This is a genomic window from Undibacterium sp. Di27W, from assembly GCF_049340345.1.
Taxonomy (GTDB): domain Bacteria; phylum Pseudomonadota; class Gammaproteobacteria; order Burkholderiales; family Burkholderiaceae_D; genus Undibacterium.
Window position 1 is genome coordinate 1 of the sequence record NZ_JBMPOS010000004.1, and the last position, 15863, is coordinate 15863.

General features: G+C 50.3%; 15 protein-coding genes. 5 read left to right on the top strand and 10 right to left on the bottom strand.

Features of this window, described 5'->3' with window-relative positions:
• A partial coding sequence (locus ACO0LF_RS09665; RefSeq protein ID WP_423013902.1) for an ExbD/TolR family protein occupies positions 1 to 233 on the top strand: 233 nt, incomplete at its 5' end.
• A gap of 119 nt (positions 234 to 352) precedes the next feature.
• Here ACO0LF_RS09665 and ACO0LF_RS09670 read toward each other — a convergent pair.
• From ACO0LF_RS09670 to ACO0LF_RS09685, 4 genes are all read right to left on the bottom strand, one after another.
• Positions 353 to 742, bottom strand: coding sequence for a VOC family protein (locus tag ACO0LF_RS09670; RefSeq protein WP_423014215.1), 390 nt, complete (start codon positions 740 to 742; stop codon positions 353 to 355).
• A 15-nt stretch (positions 743 to 757) separates the two neighbouring features.
• Positions 758 to 1594, bottom strand: coding sequence for a branched-chain amino acid aminotransferase (locus ACO0LF_RS09675; protein ID WP_423013903.1), 837 nt, complete (start codon positions 1592 to 1594; stop codon positions 758 to 760).
• A gap of 104 nt (positions 1595 to 1698) precedes the next feature.
• Positions 1699 to 2553: a DUF6348 family protein gene (locus ACO0LF_RS09680; protein WP_423013904.1), complete on the bottom strand. Its 855-nt coding sequence runs from the start codon at positions 2551 to 2553 to the stop codon at positions 1699 to 1701.
• 85 nt (positions 2554 to 2638) lie between these two features.
• The gene (locus tag ACO0LF_RS09685) at positions 2639 to 3532 is read right to left on the bottom strand and encodes a LysR substrate-binding domain-containing protein (RefSeq protein ID WP_423013905.1); all 894 of its coding nucleotides are present in this window, start codon (positions 3530 to 3532) and stop codon (positions 2639 to 2641) included.
• Positions 3533 to 3642: 110 nt separating this feature from the next.
• On the opposite strand from ACO0LF_RS09685, the gene ACO0LF_RS09690 reads away from it, so the two are divergent.
• The 4 genes from ACO0LF_RS09690 (at position 3643) to ACO0LF_RS09705 (ending at position 5808) form a co-directional block, all read left to right on the top strand.
• Positions 3643 to 4419 carry a sulfite exporter TauE/SafE family protein gene (locus tag ACO0LF_RS09690; protein ID WP_423013906.1) on the top strand — a complete coding sequence of 259 codons (777 nt, stop codon included), beginning with the start codon at positions 3643 to 3645 and terminating at the stop codon, positions 4417 to 4419.
• Positions 4416 to 4694, top strand: a complete 279-nt coding sequence (locus ACO0LF_RS09695; RefSeq protein ID WP_423013907.1) for a GNAT family N-acetyltransferase — start codon at positions 4416 to 4418, stop codon at positions 4692 to 4694. The genes ACO0LF_RS09690 and ACO0LF_RS09695 overlap by 4 nt, the downstream gene beginning before the upstream one ends.
• A gap of 90 nt (positions 4695 to 4784) precedes the next feature.
• Positions 4785 to 5360: a putative 2OG-Fe(II) oxygenase gene (locus ACO0LF_RS09700; protein ID WP_423013908.1), complete on the top strand. Its 576-nt coding sequence runs from the start codon at positions 4785 to 4787 to the stop codon at positions 5358 to 5360.
• A 64-nt stretch (positions 5361 to 5424) separates the two neighbouring features.
• Positions 5425 to 5808, top strand: a complete 384-nt coding sequence (locus ACO0LF_RS09705) for a hypothetical protein (protein WP_423013909.1) — start codon at positions 5425 to 5427, stop codon at positions 5806 to 5808.
• A gap of 33 nt (positions 5809 to 5841) precedes the next feature.
• On the opposite strand, the gene ACO0LF_RS09710 is transcribed toward ACO0LF_RS09705, so the two are convergent.
• The 6 genes from ACO0LF_RS09710 to ACO0LF_RS09735 form a co-directional block, all read right to left on the bottom strand.
• Positions 5842 to 6906, bottom strand: a complete 1065-nt coding sequence (locus ACO0LF_RS09710) for an alpha/beta hydrolase family protein (RefSeq protein WP_423013910.1) — start codon at positions 6904 to 6906, stop codon at positions 5842 to 5844.
• A 116-nt stretch (positions 6907 to 7022) separates the two neighbouring features.
• Positions 7023 to 8129, bottom strand: a complete 1107-nt coding sequence (locus ACO0LF_RS09715) for a helix-turn-helix domain-containing protein (RefSeq protein WP_423013911.1) — start codon at positions 8127 to 8129, stop codon at positions 7023 to 7025.
• Between the two features lie 84 nt (positions 8130 to 8213).
• A complete protein-coding gene (locus ACO0LF_RS09720; protein ID WP_423013912.1) occupies positions 8214 to 10103 on the bottom strand; it encodes a glucokinase in 1890 nt (629 codons plus the stop codon).
• Between the two features lie 160 nt (positions 10104 to 10263).
• On the bottom strand, positions 10264 to 12672 hold the full coding sequence (locus ACO0LF_RS09725; RefSeq protein ID WP_423013913.1) for a TIM-barrel domain-containing protein: 2409 nt from the start codon (positions 12670 to 12672) through the stop codon (positions 10264 to 10266).
• A 28-nt stretch (positions 12673 to 12700) separates the two neighbouring features.
• Complete coding sequence (locus tag ACO0LF_RS09730) at positions 12701 to 14377, bottom strand: alpha-amylase family glycosyl hydrolase (protein ID WP_423013914.1); 1677 nt, start codon at positions 14375 to 14377, stop codon at positions 12701 to 12703.
• Between the two features lie 27 nt (positions 14378 to 14404).
• Complete coding sequence (locus tag ACO0LF_RS09735; RefSeq protein ID WP_423013915.1) at positions 14405 to 15778, bottom strand: MFS transporter; 1374 nt, start codon at positions 15776 to 15778, stop codon at positions 14405 to 14407.
• Between the last annotated feature and the right edge of the window lie 85 nt (positions 15779 to 15863).

Genomic DNA, 15863 nt, shown 5'->3' on the forward strand with positions numbered 1-15863 from the left:
TTGATATTGATGTGGACTTTGATGGTACCGTGGCCTGGAATGGCACGACAGTCAACAGCGCTGAACTCGAAGCCAAGCTGACCGAAGCCGCTTCACAGAAAGATCAGCCTGAAGTGCATCTGCGTCCGGTCGCTGTTGTACCTTACAAATCTGTGGCAGCCGTCATGGCAGCGGCACAGCGTCTTGGTGTCACCAAGATTGGTATGGTTGGCAATGAGCAGTTCTTGAAATAAGTCATATCATTTCATCATGAATAAAAAAGCCGGGAAGCATGCTTCCCGGCTTTTTTATTACGCAATAGTGCCAACTCAGCAACATCGCTCAGTGACAGCGCTCAGTGACATCGCATCAATCAATTCATCGCCTCATACAATTCCAGCGGCAAATCATCAGGGTCAGCAAAAAAAACGAAGCGTCGTCCGGTCAATTCATCCATCCTGATATCCTCCACTGCCAGCCCCTGGGCTTCAAGCACCGCTTTGCAGGCTGAGACATCATCGACTTCAAATGCCAGATGGCGCAAGCCCTGGGCTTCGGGTCGAGATACCCGTGGCGGCGCGTCAGGAAATGAAAACAATTCAATTTGCGAACCATCCGGCAGGGCCAGATCCAGTTTGTAGGAAGACCGTTCTGCTCTATAGGTTTCAGCAATGACGCGCAAACCCAAAAGCCGGGTGTAGAAATCCTTGGACACCTGATAATCAGAGCAAATGATTGCTACATGATGAATCCGTTTCAGCATCATCCTGGTTCAGGCTTAGGTGTTTTGCATGAATTGCAAATACAAGTCACGTGCACGCGTCGCTACTACACCTATAGGTAATTCACGGCTTTCATATCTGGTGCAAGGTGTGACCTTGGCAAAGTTACCTGTATTGAAAATTTCTTTTGCTGCCAGCAATTCTTCAGGTTTCACAGTGCGCTCAGACACTTGCTTGCCATCTTCCTTGAGCAAACCGATCACGCGTGCACGCGTAATACCGGACAAGAAACTGCCATTTGCCACGGGTGTGACGATCTCATCATCTGCCGTCACAAAGAAGAGATTGGCAGTGGCAAATTCTGCCACATTGCCATGCACATCGCAGACCACGCCATTGTCAAAACCACGTTCTTTGGCTTCACGCAAAGCCCTGGTAGAATTTGGGTACAGGCAAGATGCCTTGGCATCAGTCGGTGCCATGGAAGGATCAGGGCGACGCAGGCTGGACAGGCAGGCAGAGAAACCGGTAAATGCAGGAATGGGCGCATCAAACAAGGTCAGAGCAAAGCCTGTCGTTGATGGTTCAGGAATCAGCAGGCCGTCAGTGCCAAACACCAGCGGGCGTATATACAGTTCAGCGTCAGCCGGGAACAGGGCGATGCCTTCGCGGCACAAGGCTTCGAGTTCATCGACATTGTAAGGACATTGCAAACCCAGGCTCTGGGCCGATTGTATGACGCGGGCCAGATGCAGGCGCAGGTCCGGTGTCAGGCCACGTATGGAACGTGCACCATCAAACACCGAGGAACCCAGCCAGACTGCATTATCCATGGCGCCAAACAGTGGCGTATTACCTTCACTCCATTGTCCCTTGAAGTAGCTACGATACATAATATTCCTCACTCATTGATAGTACATTGATAGTAAATTGGCGATGCGTCGCGAATGATCATTTCTAATGTATCACATTCAATATTGCAGCAAGCAAAGCTGCATCAAAGCTCAGTCGGCTTGGCCTGCACCAGTTGCACCAGTTGCGCCTGGTTGACGCTGTGCTTGCTGGTACGGACGACCACATATTGTTTTCGAAATTCCAGTCCGCGCTGCGGCCATTTTTCTGCATATTGCTTCAGATGTTCAACGGCAGGGATAAAATCTTCGCCATTGACGCGACAATCAGCGGCCAGCTTGTCTTCATTATCGCGTGAGGCAAACAGGCGTATGCCTATGAAGTCACTGGTCTGCAACAGATCATGAAAAGCCGGCATACTTTCTGTAAACAAACAGCAAGGGCAAAATGGATGCTCTTCTTTTTTCCCGGGTGCAGGCTGGCTGGCCAGATGGGCGACTGGCCCAAGTATCACCTGACGAAAACTGCTGCTTTCCGCTGCTTCAGCGCTGGTATTCATTTCTATGACTGTGCAATTCACAGGCTGCTCGCGGACAGCATCCTGCAAAACCAGTAAATCCATCTTCGCCCAGGTACGCAAACCTTCCAGCACAGCCTCAGATTCAGTCGCGCCAATGGCATGCTGGTACTCACTCAAACCTTGCGGGAAGTACTCCACATGGCTGGCATAGATGCGCGTGCAGGTGCGAAATTTATCTTCAGCAAGCGTGACCGTTTCCACCCGTTCAACTGCCAGTAACAAACCATCTTCCAGGGCCAGGTAGTTGTCTTGCCATTTCAATTTGATTGCGTCTGCCGTCAAGACCTCAAACAAGGCCAGCGTTAAAGCTGCATCGATATTCAGGCTAGCAAATACTGGCGTCGCAATTGTCGTGGAGCTGGATGCAAACTTAGCTTTGAAGCTTTTAAAAACATTGCCTAGGGAGGTAGTAACTGACATGGAAACTGAATGTGGAGATGAAAACAGACCTGCATTGTAACAAGAAGACAGAGAGAGCAAGTTATTTGTAGGCCGCGCAAAAGTTTCAAGCCTTGATGGCATTGATCAATTCACGTGCATAAGTTGGCAATTCATCAAATTGCCGCACACAGATCAGCAAATTTCTGACTGCCCAGGTATCTGTCAGATACAGCCTGTGTATCTTCATCAATTGCTCATAACGCAAGGCTGCAGTTTCTGGAATGATGGCGATGCCAGCGCCGCTTTCCACCATGCGACAAATGCCATCGAAGCTGCGCAAGCGCAGTCGGTAATGCAGGCGCTGCCCCAGTCGCAACGCATGTTCATTCAGGTATTGCTGCAGGGCGCTGTCACCTGCCAGACCGACGAAATTATAGGTCAGGGTATCGGCAAATGCCAGATTGCCATTGATGGCGGCCATGGTTTGCAAAGGATGCTCGGCAGCAGTCACCAGCACCAGTTGATCCTGGCGAAAGGAAAAGGTTTGCAGGTCTGCGCTGTCTACCGTATCAGCAATGATGCCAATATCAGCCTGCTCGGCGATGATGGCTTGCACGATATCATTACTCAGCCTTTCTTCGACTTCGATATTGATATGTGGATGTTCTTGCATGTAGATGACCAAAGCCTGGGGCAAAAATTCGGTCAGGGCCGAGGTATTACACAGCATGCGTATATGCCCTTTGAGACCTTTGGCATAATCCCCGAGGTCGCCGCGCATTCTTTCCATTTGCTGCATCAGCATGCGGGCATGATGCAGCAAGGTGCGGCCAGCATCCGTCACTTCCACGCCACGCCTTTGCCGCAACAGCAAGGGCACACCGAGTAAATCTTCCATGCCACGCAAACGTGCACTGGCCGACGCCAGCGCCAGATGGGAACGCTCAGCTCCGGCAGTGATACTGCCCGCCTCCACTACATGGACAAATAACTGTAAATCGACGAGGTCAAAGCGCATGAAAAGATTGTTTATTGGAATGAGTTCCAGATTTAGACTACGTCAAATACGAAGCCTGTCTGAGTATATTCCACATTTTCAGTTCTTGCTGGTAATGGCAAACTGTCTATATGGAAACGCTGACTACCTTATTTACTCCTCATGGCAACAGTACTCAGTGGCTGGCGATAGCCATCATCTTTCTGCTCGCAGGAATGGTAAAAGGTGTCATAGGCCTGGGCTTGCCTACCGTGGCGATCGCTTTACTGAGCCTGTCAATGACGACCATGCAAGCCGCAGCCTTGTTGTTTTTACCTTCGCTTTTAACGAATATATGGCAATTGGCTTATGGCACTGAGCTACTACCGTTATTGCGCCGCCTGTTTCCCATGCTGTTGGGTATCTGCCTGGGTACATTTGTGTCTGGACTATTATTCAGCAAACCAGATCAGGCCTGGTCAAGTGCCGGCCTGGGCGTGGCCTTGCTGCTATATGGCGTCATGGGCTTGGCATCGGTACATTGGCAAGTGTCCACTCAGACCGAGCGCAGGCTCGCCCCTGTCATCGGGATTGCGACAGGCATGGTCACCGCCTCTACCGGCGTATTTGTCTTGCCCTCGGTTCCTTTCCTGCAAGCCCTGAATCTTGATAAGGACAAACTGGTACAGGCCATGGGCTTGTCTTTCACGGTATCCACACTGGCCTTGGGCATCAATCTGTACGACAGCGGTACTTTGCAGTGGAATATTGCCGGTGATTCCATGCTGGCCCTGTTACCTGCATTAGCTGGCATGCAATTAGGGCAAGTCATACGCGACAAAATGCAACCAGCGCTGTTCAAGCGTTGTTTTTTCATCGGCCTGCTGGCTTTGGGCATTCACTATTTATGGGGAGCAGTGAAATCATGACTGAGATCATTTCTGGTGAAGCTGTGCAAGCAGCGCTACGCATCTGCAAACAAGATGAACAGACCAATTGCCAGCATGTCTTGCTCTCCGCCTTTCTCGACCAACAGCATGTAGGAGCACTGGATTGCAGCATCCTTGGCGGAAAAATCTGCATTGAAGTTTTATACGTCAAGCCCAGCTATCGCGAGCTTGGCATAGCCAAGGCATTGCTCGCGCAATTGCATGTCGAATATCCCGAGCTGGAAGTGATTTGCAAACAAGGCATGGTGCATTAAATTTCTTTGAGAAATAAGTGTTTCAAGCCCACGCCAACAACAAATCATCTAAGATCATGCACATCACTTTTTTTGTTGGCGGTGCATGTAATGAATATCGAAGTCCTCTTCCCCACCCTGGTTGGCATATCCAGGGCTAGTGACGACACTATTGATGCCATCAATGAAGAAGTCTTGCGCCGCAAGGAAGACTTGAATCTCCTGCTCAGTCGCTCCTGGGGCGACAATGTACTGAGTTCTTTCGACCATGAAAAGAACATCTTCGCCCGCGCTGAATTACATCATTTAAGAAAATTCATAGAAGACAGTGTGCTGCAGTTTGTCCATATGACCAGGCGCGACCAGGACTGGCAAATCAATCACCAGTACACACAAAGCTGGATCAATATCACCAAAAAATTTGGCTATCAGGAAAGACATAATCACGAAAGAAATGTAGAGGGTGTACCCATCAGCGGCGCCTATTACTTCAACACCAATCAACATGACGGTGAACTCGCCCTCTTCCCTTGCGACATGCAATACAAACAGTTTGAAAACTATGTCATCGCGCCCGAAGTTGGCAAGCTGGTCTTGTTCAGGTCCGATGTATTTCATAGAGTGGGGCCTAACTTGACTGACACTGACAGGGTCTCTTTCAGCTTCAATTATTTACTCAATAAATAAGCGTTCGCTACCAACACAAATTTTCATGCTCTCACGAATAATTTTCACATTGACTTCAGCAATCATGATCAATCTCTCAAACGCGGCCAATGCCCCTGACCATAATTCAGCTGCACAGGCAAAGGTAGTCTCACGCCTGTATGAGCTGACTGTCATCTATCAAGACAGATGCGCCCGCGCTGACCCTGCCGCTGCCCAGGAATACAAGACTGAACTTCAGCGTTTCAATTCCACCTATCCCAAACTACAGCAGTTGTTGACTGCATCCCCTCATTATGCGACGGCAGTCAGCAATTATAAAAATGAAGTCGCATCTGAAAGCAATGACGAAAAACAAGCTTCAACTTCAGATGAATGCCGGCATATGAGCTTCCTGCTACGATCCATGACAGACACGCCGGAAGGCGCGCAAGCAGTGAAAGAATATGTGGATATATTGTCGAAATAAATCCACTACCCAGAATGATACGAATCATGCATTTCAATGCAATAAATGCTTTTCAAAGAAAACCGTAATTTTCTTGTCCACTCCTGCCATCTGGGAGCGATCAAAATTGACAGGGTCATTCAGCATATCCCCTTCCAGACCACTGAGGTTCGGTGGCAAGGGAGACAATAAGGCACCATGACCGCCTTCAGGCAGATGTGCGACCAGCTCACAAGTGCGGCAGGCTGCCAGTACTTTATCGCTATGAAAACGCGGTATCAGCCAGTGATCTTGCCCCGCCGTCACCAGACCCAGTGGCACAGGCGGATTTTGCAGGGATGCCATATCAAAGTCAGCGGCAGTGGGCACGCCAGCCACAACGGCGGCCACGCGAGGATCATGATGCTCGCGCATGGTGGTATCGCTGAAGCGATGGCGGATGACCATTAAAGCCAGCCATTTTTTCAAGCCATCAAATATGTTTCCCTTCAAGCGGGTAGTCAAGCCCACACAGGATTGAAAATCATCCGCCAGGTCTTCTTCACAATGCTGTTTGTACGTAGCCGGTGACCAGCGTCCACCCGCCATGCTGAGTGCGGTATGGCCACCCGCCGACATGCCATATATGCCTACCTTATCCAAGGTCAGCAAAGGAGAAAAACGTGGATCACGGCCAACTGCATCTATCGCCCGTGATACTTCGGCAGGACGCAAAGTCCAGCTATCTGGCCCAGGATCGCTATCATCCTTGTAGTTGTCGGCATGGTGTTCAGGCATGGCAACGATGAACCCGGCTTCCACCATGCTACGCGCCAGGTCAGCATGTACCCAGGGCGAACCGCCGGAACCGTGAGAAATGATGATCAGATGAGCATTGCCACGTACCGGCTCCGCCTGAACTGCCAGCTTGAAATGGAAGGGACCGCGGTGTATGGCTTGCTCAGGCGCATTGCTGGGGTAATACAGGGTAATCGTGCCATCACTTGCAGTAGGCGCAATTTCTGTTAAACCAACAGATGCTCTTGCCATACCGCCGGCAAAAAAAAGCAGGCCCAGCAGCAAATAGCCGGACCAGTTCAGTAATTGTTTAACACGATGCGTATGCATGGCTTTCATCATTCAGGCTCCTGTCAGTGTAGTGCCGGAGCTGCTACCCCGGCTGAAACTGACTATGCTAAAAAAATCGAATGATGTCTTGCCACAAGCTGCAAATTGCAGATTTCGGCTAGCCGATTTCAGGAATCGGCCATATTTTGTTTACGATACTCGGTGGGCGTGAGCCCTGTCGCGGCCTTGAAGGCACGATTGAAGGGCCCTATGGACTGAAAACCGGAAGTCAGCGCAATGCTAAGGACAGGCAAATCCCTTTGGGCAGGATCAGACAAGGCAGCGCGCGCTTCATCCAGACGGAAGGCATTGATATAGGCATTAAAGTTGCGATAGCCAAGTTGCTGGTTGATGAGCTTGCGCAGACGGTATTCAGGGATTTGCATTTTGTTAGCCAGGCTGGCCAGCGTCAGGTCTTCGCTGCGGTAAAGATGCTCACCCTGCATGAGTTTTTGCAAGGCAGTGACCAGTTTATCCTCCACAAGCTTTGCCCCAGTGGCCACAACAGGTACGGGATTAGTTGATGGCATGACTTGCTTTTGCAGTGTCGCTACAGGAAGCGGAAACAAATCCAGATGCCCCAGCTTTAACATCCTGAATGTCACGATGGCGATAATCAATAACAAAACAAGCACATCAGCCATGGCAGTACCGCCTATGAGCCTGCCCTGCGGTGAACTCAAGCGGGCAATCAGCAACAAGACGGTATAGATGCTCCCGGCAATCACGATGAAAGCACGCAAGCGACGGCGTTGTTCAACCAGGTCAGTACGCCAGTTTCTGGCGGCTGCCAGTGCGGCCAGAATAGCAAATATAAGCGGTATGGCACGCTGCACACCCATCGTCAGCGGCGCAATGATGGAGTCACTACCCGCTATGACTGCACAATTCAATGCACTCAAGGCAGCAACGGCGAACCAGGCCAGCACCTGCCAGGGCCGCAACAGATAATCATCATCAAACAAGGCCTGTACAAACACCCAAAACAGGATGGCATTTGCGACAGAGATGGCAACCAGAGGCGCTTGCCACAAACGTGACACCATGGCTTCTATCCAGGGGGTGGCACTAAGCACCTGTACCGCCAGTCCCAGGCAAAGCGCGATACCAGCACGCACCACCAGCAATTGTGAGCGGTCACGAGCCAAAATGGCAGACAACAGCAAAAGCAGGGCCAGTAGCGTGCCGCGCAAGCCTGCATCGAGCAAGACCAAGGGATCAAAAAAAGCCGACATGCCTGTCCATCCAAAGATGAAAGGCAAAACAATAACAGCAGGCAGACTGCTCAGGCAAGCTGCATTGACTAGATTAAGACGTCATCAACTATCCAGATGCGAAATCAGTAAATTGCTGAAACGCGATAATTCCTTGCGCTTGATGTCATCGCCCTGCCCCTCGGTTTCAGGTGCATCGACAGACAAGCCTACCGCAATGATATCGATGAGCAATAATTGCAGGATGCGCGAAATCATGGACAGGAAGGTCGCATTGTCTTCGGTATGATTGACTGCCAGGCAAACCGTGGCCTTCTTCGCCAGTGGTGACTGGTTGGGTGTAATCGCAATCACATCTGCTCCGGCCAGGCGAGCCGCATCCACCGCTTTCAGCAATTCTGGCAACTTACCGGAATTCGAGACAACGATGACAACATCGCCAGGGTTCAGCAATTCTGCTGCCATGGAAAACAAATGCGCATCGCCATAGGACGCAGTAGGAATACGGAAGCGGAAGAATTTATGCTGGCCATCCAGTGCCACCGCACGTGAATTGCCCATGGCATAAAACTCGACTTTGTTCGCCTTGCGCAACAGCGCGATTGCCTGATCGAGCGAGCGTACATCCAGCTGATCACGGAAATTCAAAATCGCCGAAACAGTATTATCAATCACCTTGGCACTCAGGTCATGCGTGCTGTCACTCATACGTACCTGACTATGGCGCACGGGGATAGTACCGGTCAGGCTGCTGGCAAACTTGAGTTTGAAATCAGCCAGGCCCAGGAAGCCCAACGAACGGCAAAAGCGGATAACGGTAGGCTGGCTGACATCGGCCAGGCGGGCTATCTCTGCAATGGCTTCATTCAATACCGTGCGCGGGTTTTCCAATACCAGGGCAGCAACCCGGCGCTCTGCCGGTGTCAGCTCAGCCTGGATTTGCTGTATGCGGTCCATGAGTGAACTGTCACCACTGCGGCCACGCAAGTGCTCAGACAAAATTGCCGACACACCATAAAACGCCGGATTGGGCGTGGTAATCACAAAGGTAGGGATTTGTGCCAGATAGCTGCTGAAACGCCCCTTGGCTTCAAAACGTGTGCGGAAGGCAGAAGTAGCGAAATAATCGCCCATCAATGGGACGATGCCGCCACCGATATAGATACCACCGAAAGCGCCCAGGGTCACCGCCAGGTTGGCACTGAAACTGCCCAGCATGCCGCAAAAGCATTCCAGGGTTTCCAGGCAAAGCGCATCGGCCTCAGTACCAGTATCAGCGAGGGCTCCACGCATGATGTCTTGTGCTGGCAAGGCTGGGGCTTTTTTATTATTCCTGTCTGCCAGGGCGCGATAAATCAATTCCATGCCAGGGCCGGAAATCAGACGCTCGGTAGAAACATGCGGCCATTCTTTCCAGGCAAATTGCAGGATGGCATATTCACGCTCATCTACCGGCGCAAAATTGACGTGACCGCCTTCACTACCCAAGGTAACGAAGCCATCAGAAGTCGGGATCAGGCCAGACACACCTAAACCGGTACCAGGTCCCAGTACACCAATCACGGACTTTGCCACAGGCGTGCCGCCACCAACCTGCATCAGGTCTTTGGCTTGCAAACCCGGCAGTGACATGGCCAGGGCAGTAAAATCGTTGACGATCAGCAGCGTATATAAACCAAATTCACGACGCACATCTTCTATGGAAAATGCCCAGTCACGATTGGTCATCCTGACCTGGTCACCGTCGATAGGGTTGGCAAGTGCAAACGCAGCATGATGGACTTTACTGCCAGGTACTGAAGACAAATAGGCGCGCAACAAGGCAATGATGTCGGCGTATTCATCACACTTCAATACCTTGACGGATTCAAACACACCTGGCGAAGACTCAAGTGTAAAGCGCGCATGGGTTGCGCCTATATCTGCCAACAAACGCGGACCGCCAGAAAAGCCGGCCGCGTTACCATGTTCTACAAGTGCGTGTTCTGTCGTCATGCTTTTTTCATATATACGGTTTACTGCCTATTGTCTTACAGAGAATACAATCTCGCAATTTACCACAAACGCCTGCTAATTCATGCCCAGTATCAGTGCCTGCCAGGTCAAAAATCTACGGTGACAAGCCTGCACTTACCTTTGATTGGGCATGACAATATCATTTACCCAACTTTATTGATACCTCTGCCTTGCTGTTTTTCAGCCAATGCAGATCTATAGTCAGCTGTTTTTTAGTCTCATCCCAGCTAAACGGAAGAACTTTGCCCTGCAGGCTGACTTGCACTGGTTTGCTGGAAATATTGTGTATATGCACAGCGATTTCCCTGTCCACAGCCTCAGCATGTGCACCTGCCTGCGCCTGCAAACTGACTTTCAACTGCGCAGCATTTGCCTGGCTATTGAAATGCATGAGAGTATAAGCCCCCTGCTCATAGGCATTTGCGGTCTCGCCATCGTCGTCATATAGCTTGCCAGCCGATTTTTTAACGGCAGCATCATGGTAGTAATGCAGTTCCAGTTTTTTTGCTGAATAGTCACGCGTGTTCTGCACCAGCGGGCTCATGGGAATAAAGGCACCGGCACGTACAAATACAGGGATATGATCTTGCTCCACGCTTACTGTGTCAGTCGCCCCACCTTGATGTTGCTGACCCGTATAAAAATCAAACCAGGTGCTGTCCGCCGGGAAATACACGCTGGCTTGTTTTTCACCTGCCTTCATGACAGGATGAACCAGGAAACTGTCACCCCACAGATAAGTGTCAGCCACAGTTTGCAGCTGCTGGTTCTGTGGTTCCGCATAAAACAATGGGCGCATGAAAGGCAAGCCATGCTGGTTATTCTCAAACGCCAGGGTATAGTTATACGGCAGCATGCGGTAACGCAATTCTATCGCTGCCTTGGCCAGGGCTTTGGTCTTAACCTCGCGCAAGACCGGTTCAGATGCAACCTCTTCCTGCGCATGCGGGCGAAATACAGGCTGGAACACGCCATATTGCAACCAGCGCGTGTACAACTCATCATCCAGATTGGCACCGGCAAAACCGCCAAGGTCAGAATGCATATAGGCCATGCCCTGCATGCCCATCTGTAAGGCTATTTCAGGCTGGGCACGCAAGCCCCCCCAGGTGCGATTGACATCGCCTGACCACGGTATCATGCCCAGTCTTTGCGAACCAGAATAACCAGAACGCATGAGAATGAAAGGTCGCTGATTGGGGTAGTCCTTCTTGTAGCCATCAGAAATCAACCTGGCCCATTGATGACCATAGATATTATGCAATTCATCGGCACTACCAGTTTTGTGCTGCAAGGCAGGTGGATGGACTTCCGGCTCTCCCAGATCACCCCACCAGCCAGCCACACCCATATTTTTCAAGTCTTTATAAATACTCCAAAACCAGTCTTGTGACTGAGGATTGAAGATATCTATGAGGCCGGTATTTCCAAAATAAAAATCATAGGTAAATGGCCTGCCCTGCTTGTCAGTTGCCAGAATATTTTTGTCTACAGCCTCTTGCCATTTTTTTGAAGTCGTCAGAATGAAAGGTTCGGTAATCAGGATAGTCTTGATACCTTGCTGGGCAAAGTCAGCAATCATGCCCTTGGGATTGGGGAAGCTGTCTTTGTCAAATTCCAGATTACCCATGGTGCCCTTGATATCTTTGCCAAACCAGTAGAGGTCAAAGATGATGGCATCGACAGGGATTTTTTCTGCGCGGAATTTATCCAGTATGCTGCGCGCTTCTGCTTCATTATGATAGCCAAAGCGGCTGGCAAAATTACCAAAAGTCCAGCGCGGCGGCAAAGGCTGATGTCCGGTCAGGCTGGTATAGTTACTGACGATGTCTGCCCAGCTGTCACCAGCGATGACCTGGTAAGTCTTGCGCCCGCTGATGGTTTCATACGCGAGCACATTGTTTCTCTTGCTGTCGAGGTCAAGCTGGCCTATTGCGGCATTATCAAAATGCAGGCCATACATCTTCGATGAAAATACCAGCGGCATGGCAAAGTTCATTTGCTCTGACCGCTCTTCATAGCCATAGTGCGCCTTGTTATACAAAGGCAGGCGATTGCCGCGACGGTTCATACCCAGTGCGCGGGCACCGCCACCATACAAAGCTTCATCTGCATCCAGATTAAAGTCCAGCACGTCTGCATCTCTGGTTTTGCTATAACCATTTTTTTCCGAAAGCAAAGGCTTGCCCTTATAGGCATAGGAAATTTGCAGTGGCGATTTAGTGATGTTCACACTGATGTTACCGGCAAGGTATTGAATACTGCTTGCCGTCTCCTTGAAACTGGTCTTGACACGGGCGGGCGACAAGACGACTGCATGCGAAGCTGGATTGAATTTTTCAGCAGCAGGAATAAAACTGGTTTCCATGATCTTGTCGCTATATGGCTTCAGGATATAGTGGCCGTCATTGGTCTGGATTTCCAGATGATCTGCCTGTTTGCTGACAGACACGATAGTGCGTGCAGAATTTTGTGCATGCACCACAGTCGTCAGTGACAAGACTGCAGCAGCAAAGATATTCAGTTTGACTGTGGATGTTTTTTTCATGTCTCTAATTATTTTTTTTCAGAGTATGCTATGGCGCGATCAATATCGTGCTCAAGCCACTATTGAATTGCACCTTGCCATTGACGACTATTGCAGTCTTTCCGGAGTAATAGTCACGCAGTTTTTGTCCGTCAGCAAACACGCCACTCACACTGATCGCAGGATTGCTCTTAGCCGGAATATCCAGTGCAATCACCACTTTATCGCGGATACCGTTCTTATCATAAGTGCGCTTGAAGGTATAAGGTTGATCCGCCAGTTTTTCATGAAGACCCGCACCTATGGCAGGATGTGCGTGCCGGAATAAACCCAGGCGACTCCAGTGTTGGCGGACATCAGCAATGCGGTAGCCATCACGGCTGATATTTTTTGCGAGTTCATCCCAGTTCATGAAAGATCGCAAAGTCGCATCACCTTGTGCCCCAGCGACATTCAATGTACGTGCAGTTTCATCGCCATAATAAATTTGCGCAGCGCCGGGGCTGAGCAAGAGTTTATTGGCCGATTCAAACGGCTTTTGGCGCAAGAGATCAAAAGGTCCGCCATCATCATGTGAGCTGATGTAATTGAGTACGGAGTAACCGGCCAAAGGCCCATGCAGCCGCGTAGCATAATCACTGAACAAGGCTTCATAAGTCTTGTTGGCATCTGACTTGAAACCAAAATTGATGAGACTGTCAAAACCATTTTGGTAGAAATTGACGGTCTGGCCGCCTCCCATGTCAAAGTCCTGGCCGTGGGCAAGTGCATAGTTATACACTTCGCCAGTCATGAAGAAAGCCTGCTTGCCCAGTTTCTTTTTGGGATTGGCCTGCTTCCAGTCTTCATAAGCGGCGCTGGCGAGGGCATGCAATTCTTTCCAGATTTCTGGTTCTGTATGTTTGGCGGTATCTGCGCGGAAACCATCGACACCGTATTTCTTCACCCAATCTACATGCCATTTCATGAGGTAGTATCGTGGCGCACGTGGCAAACCTGTGCGCTGGAAAAAATCATCCAGCTCTTTGACTTCTTTGTCATAGCGCCCTTCTGCCTTCCACTTCTCTGCCAGCACTAGCGGCAAGCTGACTGTGGCTTTGCTGTCGGTACGTATATCCGGCAGGTTTTTGACCAGGGTGCAACTGACCGTGGTTTCAGTATCTTTATAAGTACAGGTGGGCGATGTCCTGACCCACTCTTCTGGCCAGACCGGATCTTGCTCAGTCACTGGCCCCAGGTGGTTCATGACCACATCAAGCAAGACACGCATGCCATGTGCATGTGCGGTATCGACAAACTCGCGCATGTCAGCTTCAGAGCCCAGGTTGGCATCGACACGGGTGAAGTCCTTGGCCCAGTAGCCGTGAAAACCATAGGACTTGCCTGTACCCTCATCAGTACCCGCATGGATTTGCTCAACCGGCGGCGTCAGCCAGATGACATCGACACCGAGGTCTTTGAAATAACCAGACTTGATCTTGGCCGTGATGCCAGCCAGGTCGCCGCCAGCATAGCCGCGCAAAGCTGCGGCGTCATTTTTACGGCCATAGGCCAGGTCGTTTTCATGGTTGGCGTTATAGAAGCGGTCTGTCAGTAAAAAATAGACAGTGGCGTTTTCCCATAAAAATGGCTGGGTTGTTTTTAGCTTGGGTGCAGCCAGCGACATGGAACTACAAGACGCAGCCAGCAGTGCTGCCAGCCCCAGTCTGATTGCTTTTGCTTGCATGATGAGACTCCGGCTGATGCTGATTGCTTAAACTGCAGCAGCATTAGCTGCGCTCTTGTCCATGCTTGATGCAGCCGATGTTCCCTCTGCGGCTTCATCCTTGACCAGCAAGGTCAACAAGCCAGCCAGTATCATGCAAGCCCCACCCAGCATCAACACTTTGACGGACTGGTTATCAAAGAAATGCTTCAAGATCGCACCGAGCACGACACCGGCAATGATCTGCGGTATCACCACAAAGAAATTGAACAGCCCCATGTAATAACCCATGCGGTTTGCTGGCAAAGCACCTGCCAGAATTGCATATGGCATAGTCAGTACACTGGCCCAAGCTATGCCCACACCCACCATGGGCAAAAGCAGCATTTGCTTGGATGAGATGAGGAAGATACTCATCAAGCTGACACCACCTATGACCAGGCACAGCATGTGCACAAATTTGCGGCTGGTGATTTTCGCCAGCACAGGCAACAAAAAAGCCGCCAGTGCAGATACACCACCATACACCGCGAACATGATGCCTACCCAGTTACCGCCTTCCTGGAAAGCTGCTGACTGTGCATCGCTGCTATGAAACACAGTTTGCGCTATCGAGGGTGTGGTGTAGACCCACATTGCAAACAAGGCGACCCAGGTAAAGAATTGCACCAGCGCCAGTTGCACCATGGTCTTGGGCATTTTGGTGAAGCCGCCAAGAATTTCTGATACGGCCTTGCCTATGCCCTGGTTGTTTTTACGTTCCTGTTTAAATTTTTCCAGATCTGCCGGAGGAATTTCTTTACTGGTAAACACTGTCCACATGACAGACAAGGCAAATATGGCACCACCAAAATAAAAGGAGTAACGCACGGTGTCAGGTATCGCGCCATTCACAGGCACATTGCTGACACCCAGATAATCAGTAAATATAGTTGGCAACAAAGAGGCAATCACACCACCACAACCAATGAAGAAAGTTTGCATGGCAAAGCCAGCAGTTTGTTGCGAGACATCAAGCTTGTCACCAACAAAGGCACGGAAAGGTTCCATGGAAATATTGATGGCACTGTCCATCATCCACAGCACGGCTATCGCCATCCACAAAACGCTGGAATTAGGCATGAGAAACATGGCAATCGACGCCAGTATCGCACCGATGAAAAAGAAAGGACGACGACGGCCCCAAAACGGATGCCAGGTATTGTCACTCAGATAGCCAATGACAGGTTGCACCAGCAAGCCAGTGATGGGTGCGGCCAGCCAGAACAGCGCCAGATCATCCGGGTTCGCCCCCAGGGTAGAAAAAATGCGGCTGGTATTGGTATTTTGCAGTGCAAAACCAAACTGTATGCCAAAGAAACCGAAACTCATATTCCACAACTGCCAGAACGACAGACGCGGTTTGTATGCAGATACTTGCATGGTGTTTTGTCCCCAAATTTTATTATGAACTACTGTTGCAGTACGGCTTGCTGACTGAATACGACTTCTGAACAAAGCCACCATA

What these genes read in the sequence shown, in the direction of transcription:
- ACO0LF_RS09680 (WP_423013904.1), bottom strand. Translation starts at nt 2,553, where the DNA reads ATGTCAGTTACTACCTCCCTAGGCAATGTTTTTAAAAGCTTCAAAGCT.
- ACO0LF_RS09700 (WP_423013908.1), top strand. Translation starts at nt 4,785, where the DNA reads ATGAATATCGAAGTCCTCTTCCCCACCCTGGTTGGCATATCCAGGGCT.
- ACO0LF_RS09710 (WP_423013910.1), bottom strand. Translation starts at nt 6,906, where the DNA reads ATGATGAAAGCCATGCATACGCATCGTGTTAAACAATTACTGAACTGG.
- ACO0LF_RS09715 (WP_423013911.1), bottom strand. Translation starts at nt 8,129, where the DNA reads ATGTCGGCTTTTTTTGATCCCTTGGTCTTGCTCGATGCAGGCTTGCGC.
- ACO0LF_RS09735 (WP_423013915.1), bottom strand. Translation starts at nt 15,778, where the DNA reads ATGCAAGTATCTGCATACAAACCGCGTCTGTCGTTCTGGCAGTTGTGG.
- ACO0LF_RS09675 (WP_423013903.1), bottom strand. Translation starts at nt 1,594, where the DNA reads ATGTATCGTAGCTACTTCAAGGGACAATGGAGTGAAGGTAATACGCCA.
- ACO0LF_RS09725 (WP_423013913.1), bottom strand. Translation starts at nt 12,672, where the DNA reads ATGAAAAAAACATCCACAGTCAAACTGAATATCTTTGCTGCTGCAGTC.
- ACO0LF_RS09695 (WP_423013907.1), top strand. Translation starts at nt 4,416, where the DNA reads ATGACTGAGATCATTTCTGGTGAAGCTGTGCAAGCAGCGCTACGCATC.
- ACO0LF_RS09685 (WP_423013905.1), bottom strand. Translation starts at nt 3,532, where the DNA reads ATGCGCTTTGACCTCGTCGATTTACAGTTATTTGTCCATGTAGTGGAG.
- ACO0LF_RS09705 (WP_423013909.1), top strand. Translation starts at nt 5,425, where the DNA reads ATGATCAATCTCTCAAACGCGGCCAATGCCCCTGACCATAATTCAGCT.
- ACO0LF_RS09670 (WP_423014215.1), bottom strand. Translation starts at nt 742, where the DNA reads ATGCTGAAACGGATTCATCATGTAGCAATCATTTGCTCTGATTATCAG.
- ACO0LF_RS09720 (WP_423013912.1), bottom strand. Translation starts at nt 10,103, where the DNA reads ATGACGACAGAACACGCACTTGTAGAACATGGTAACGCGGCCGGCTTT.
- ACO0LF_RS09730 (WP_423013914.1), bottom strand. Translation starts at nt 14,377, where the DNA reads ATGCAAGCAAAAGCAATCAGACTGGGGCTGGCAGCACTGCTGGCTGCG.
- ACO0LF_RS09690 (WP_423013906.1), top strand. Translation starts at nt 3,643, where the DNA reads ATGGAAACGCTGACTACCTTATTTACTCCTCATGGCAACAGTACTCAG.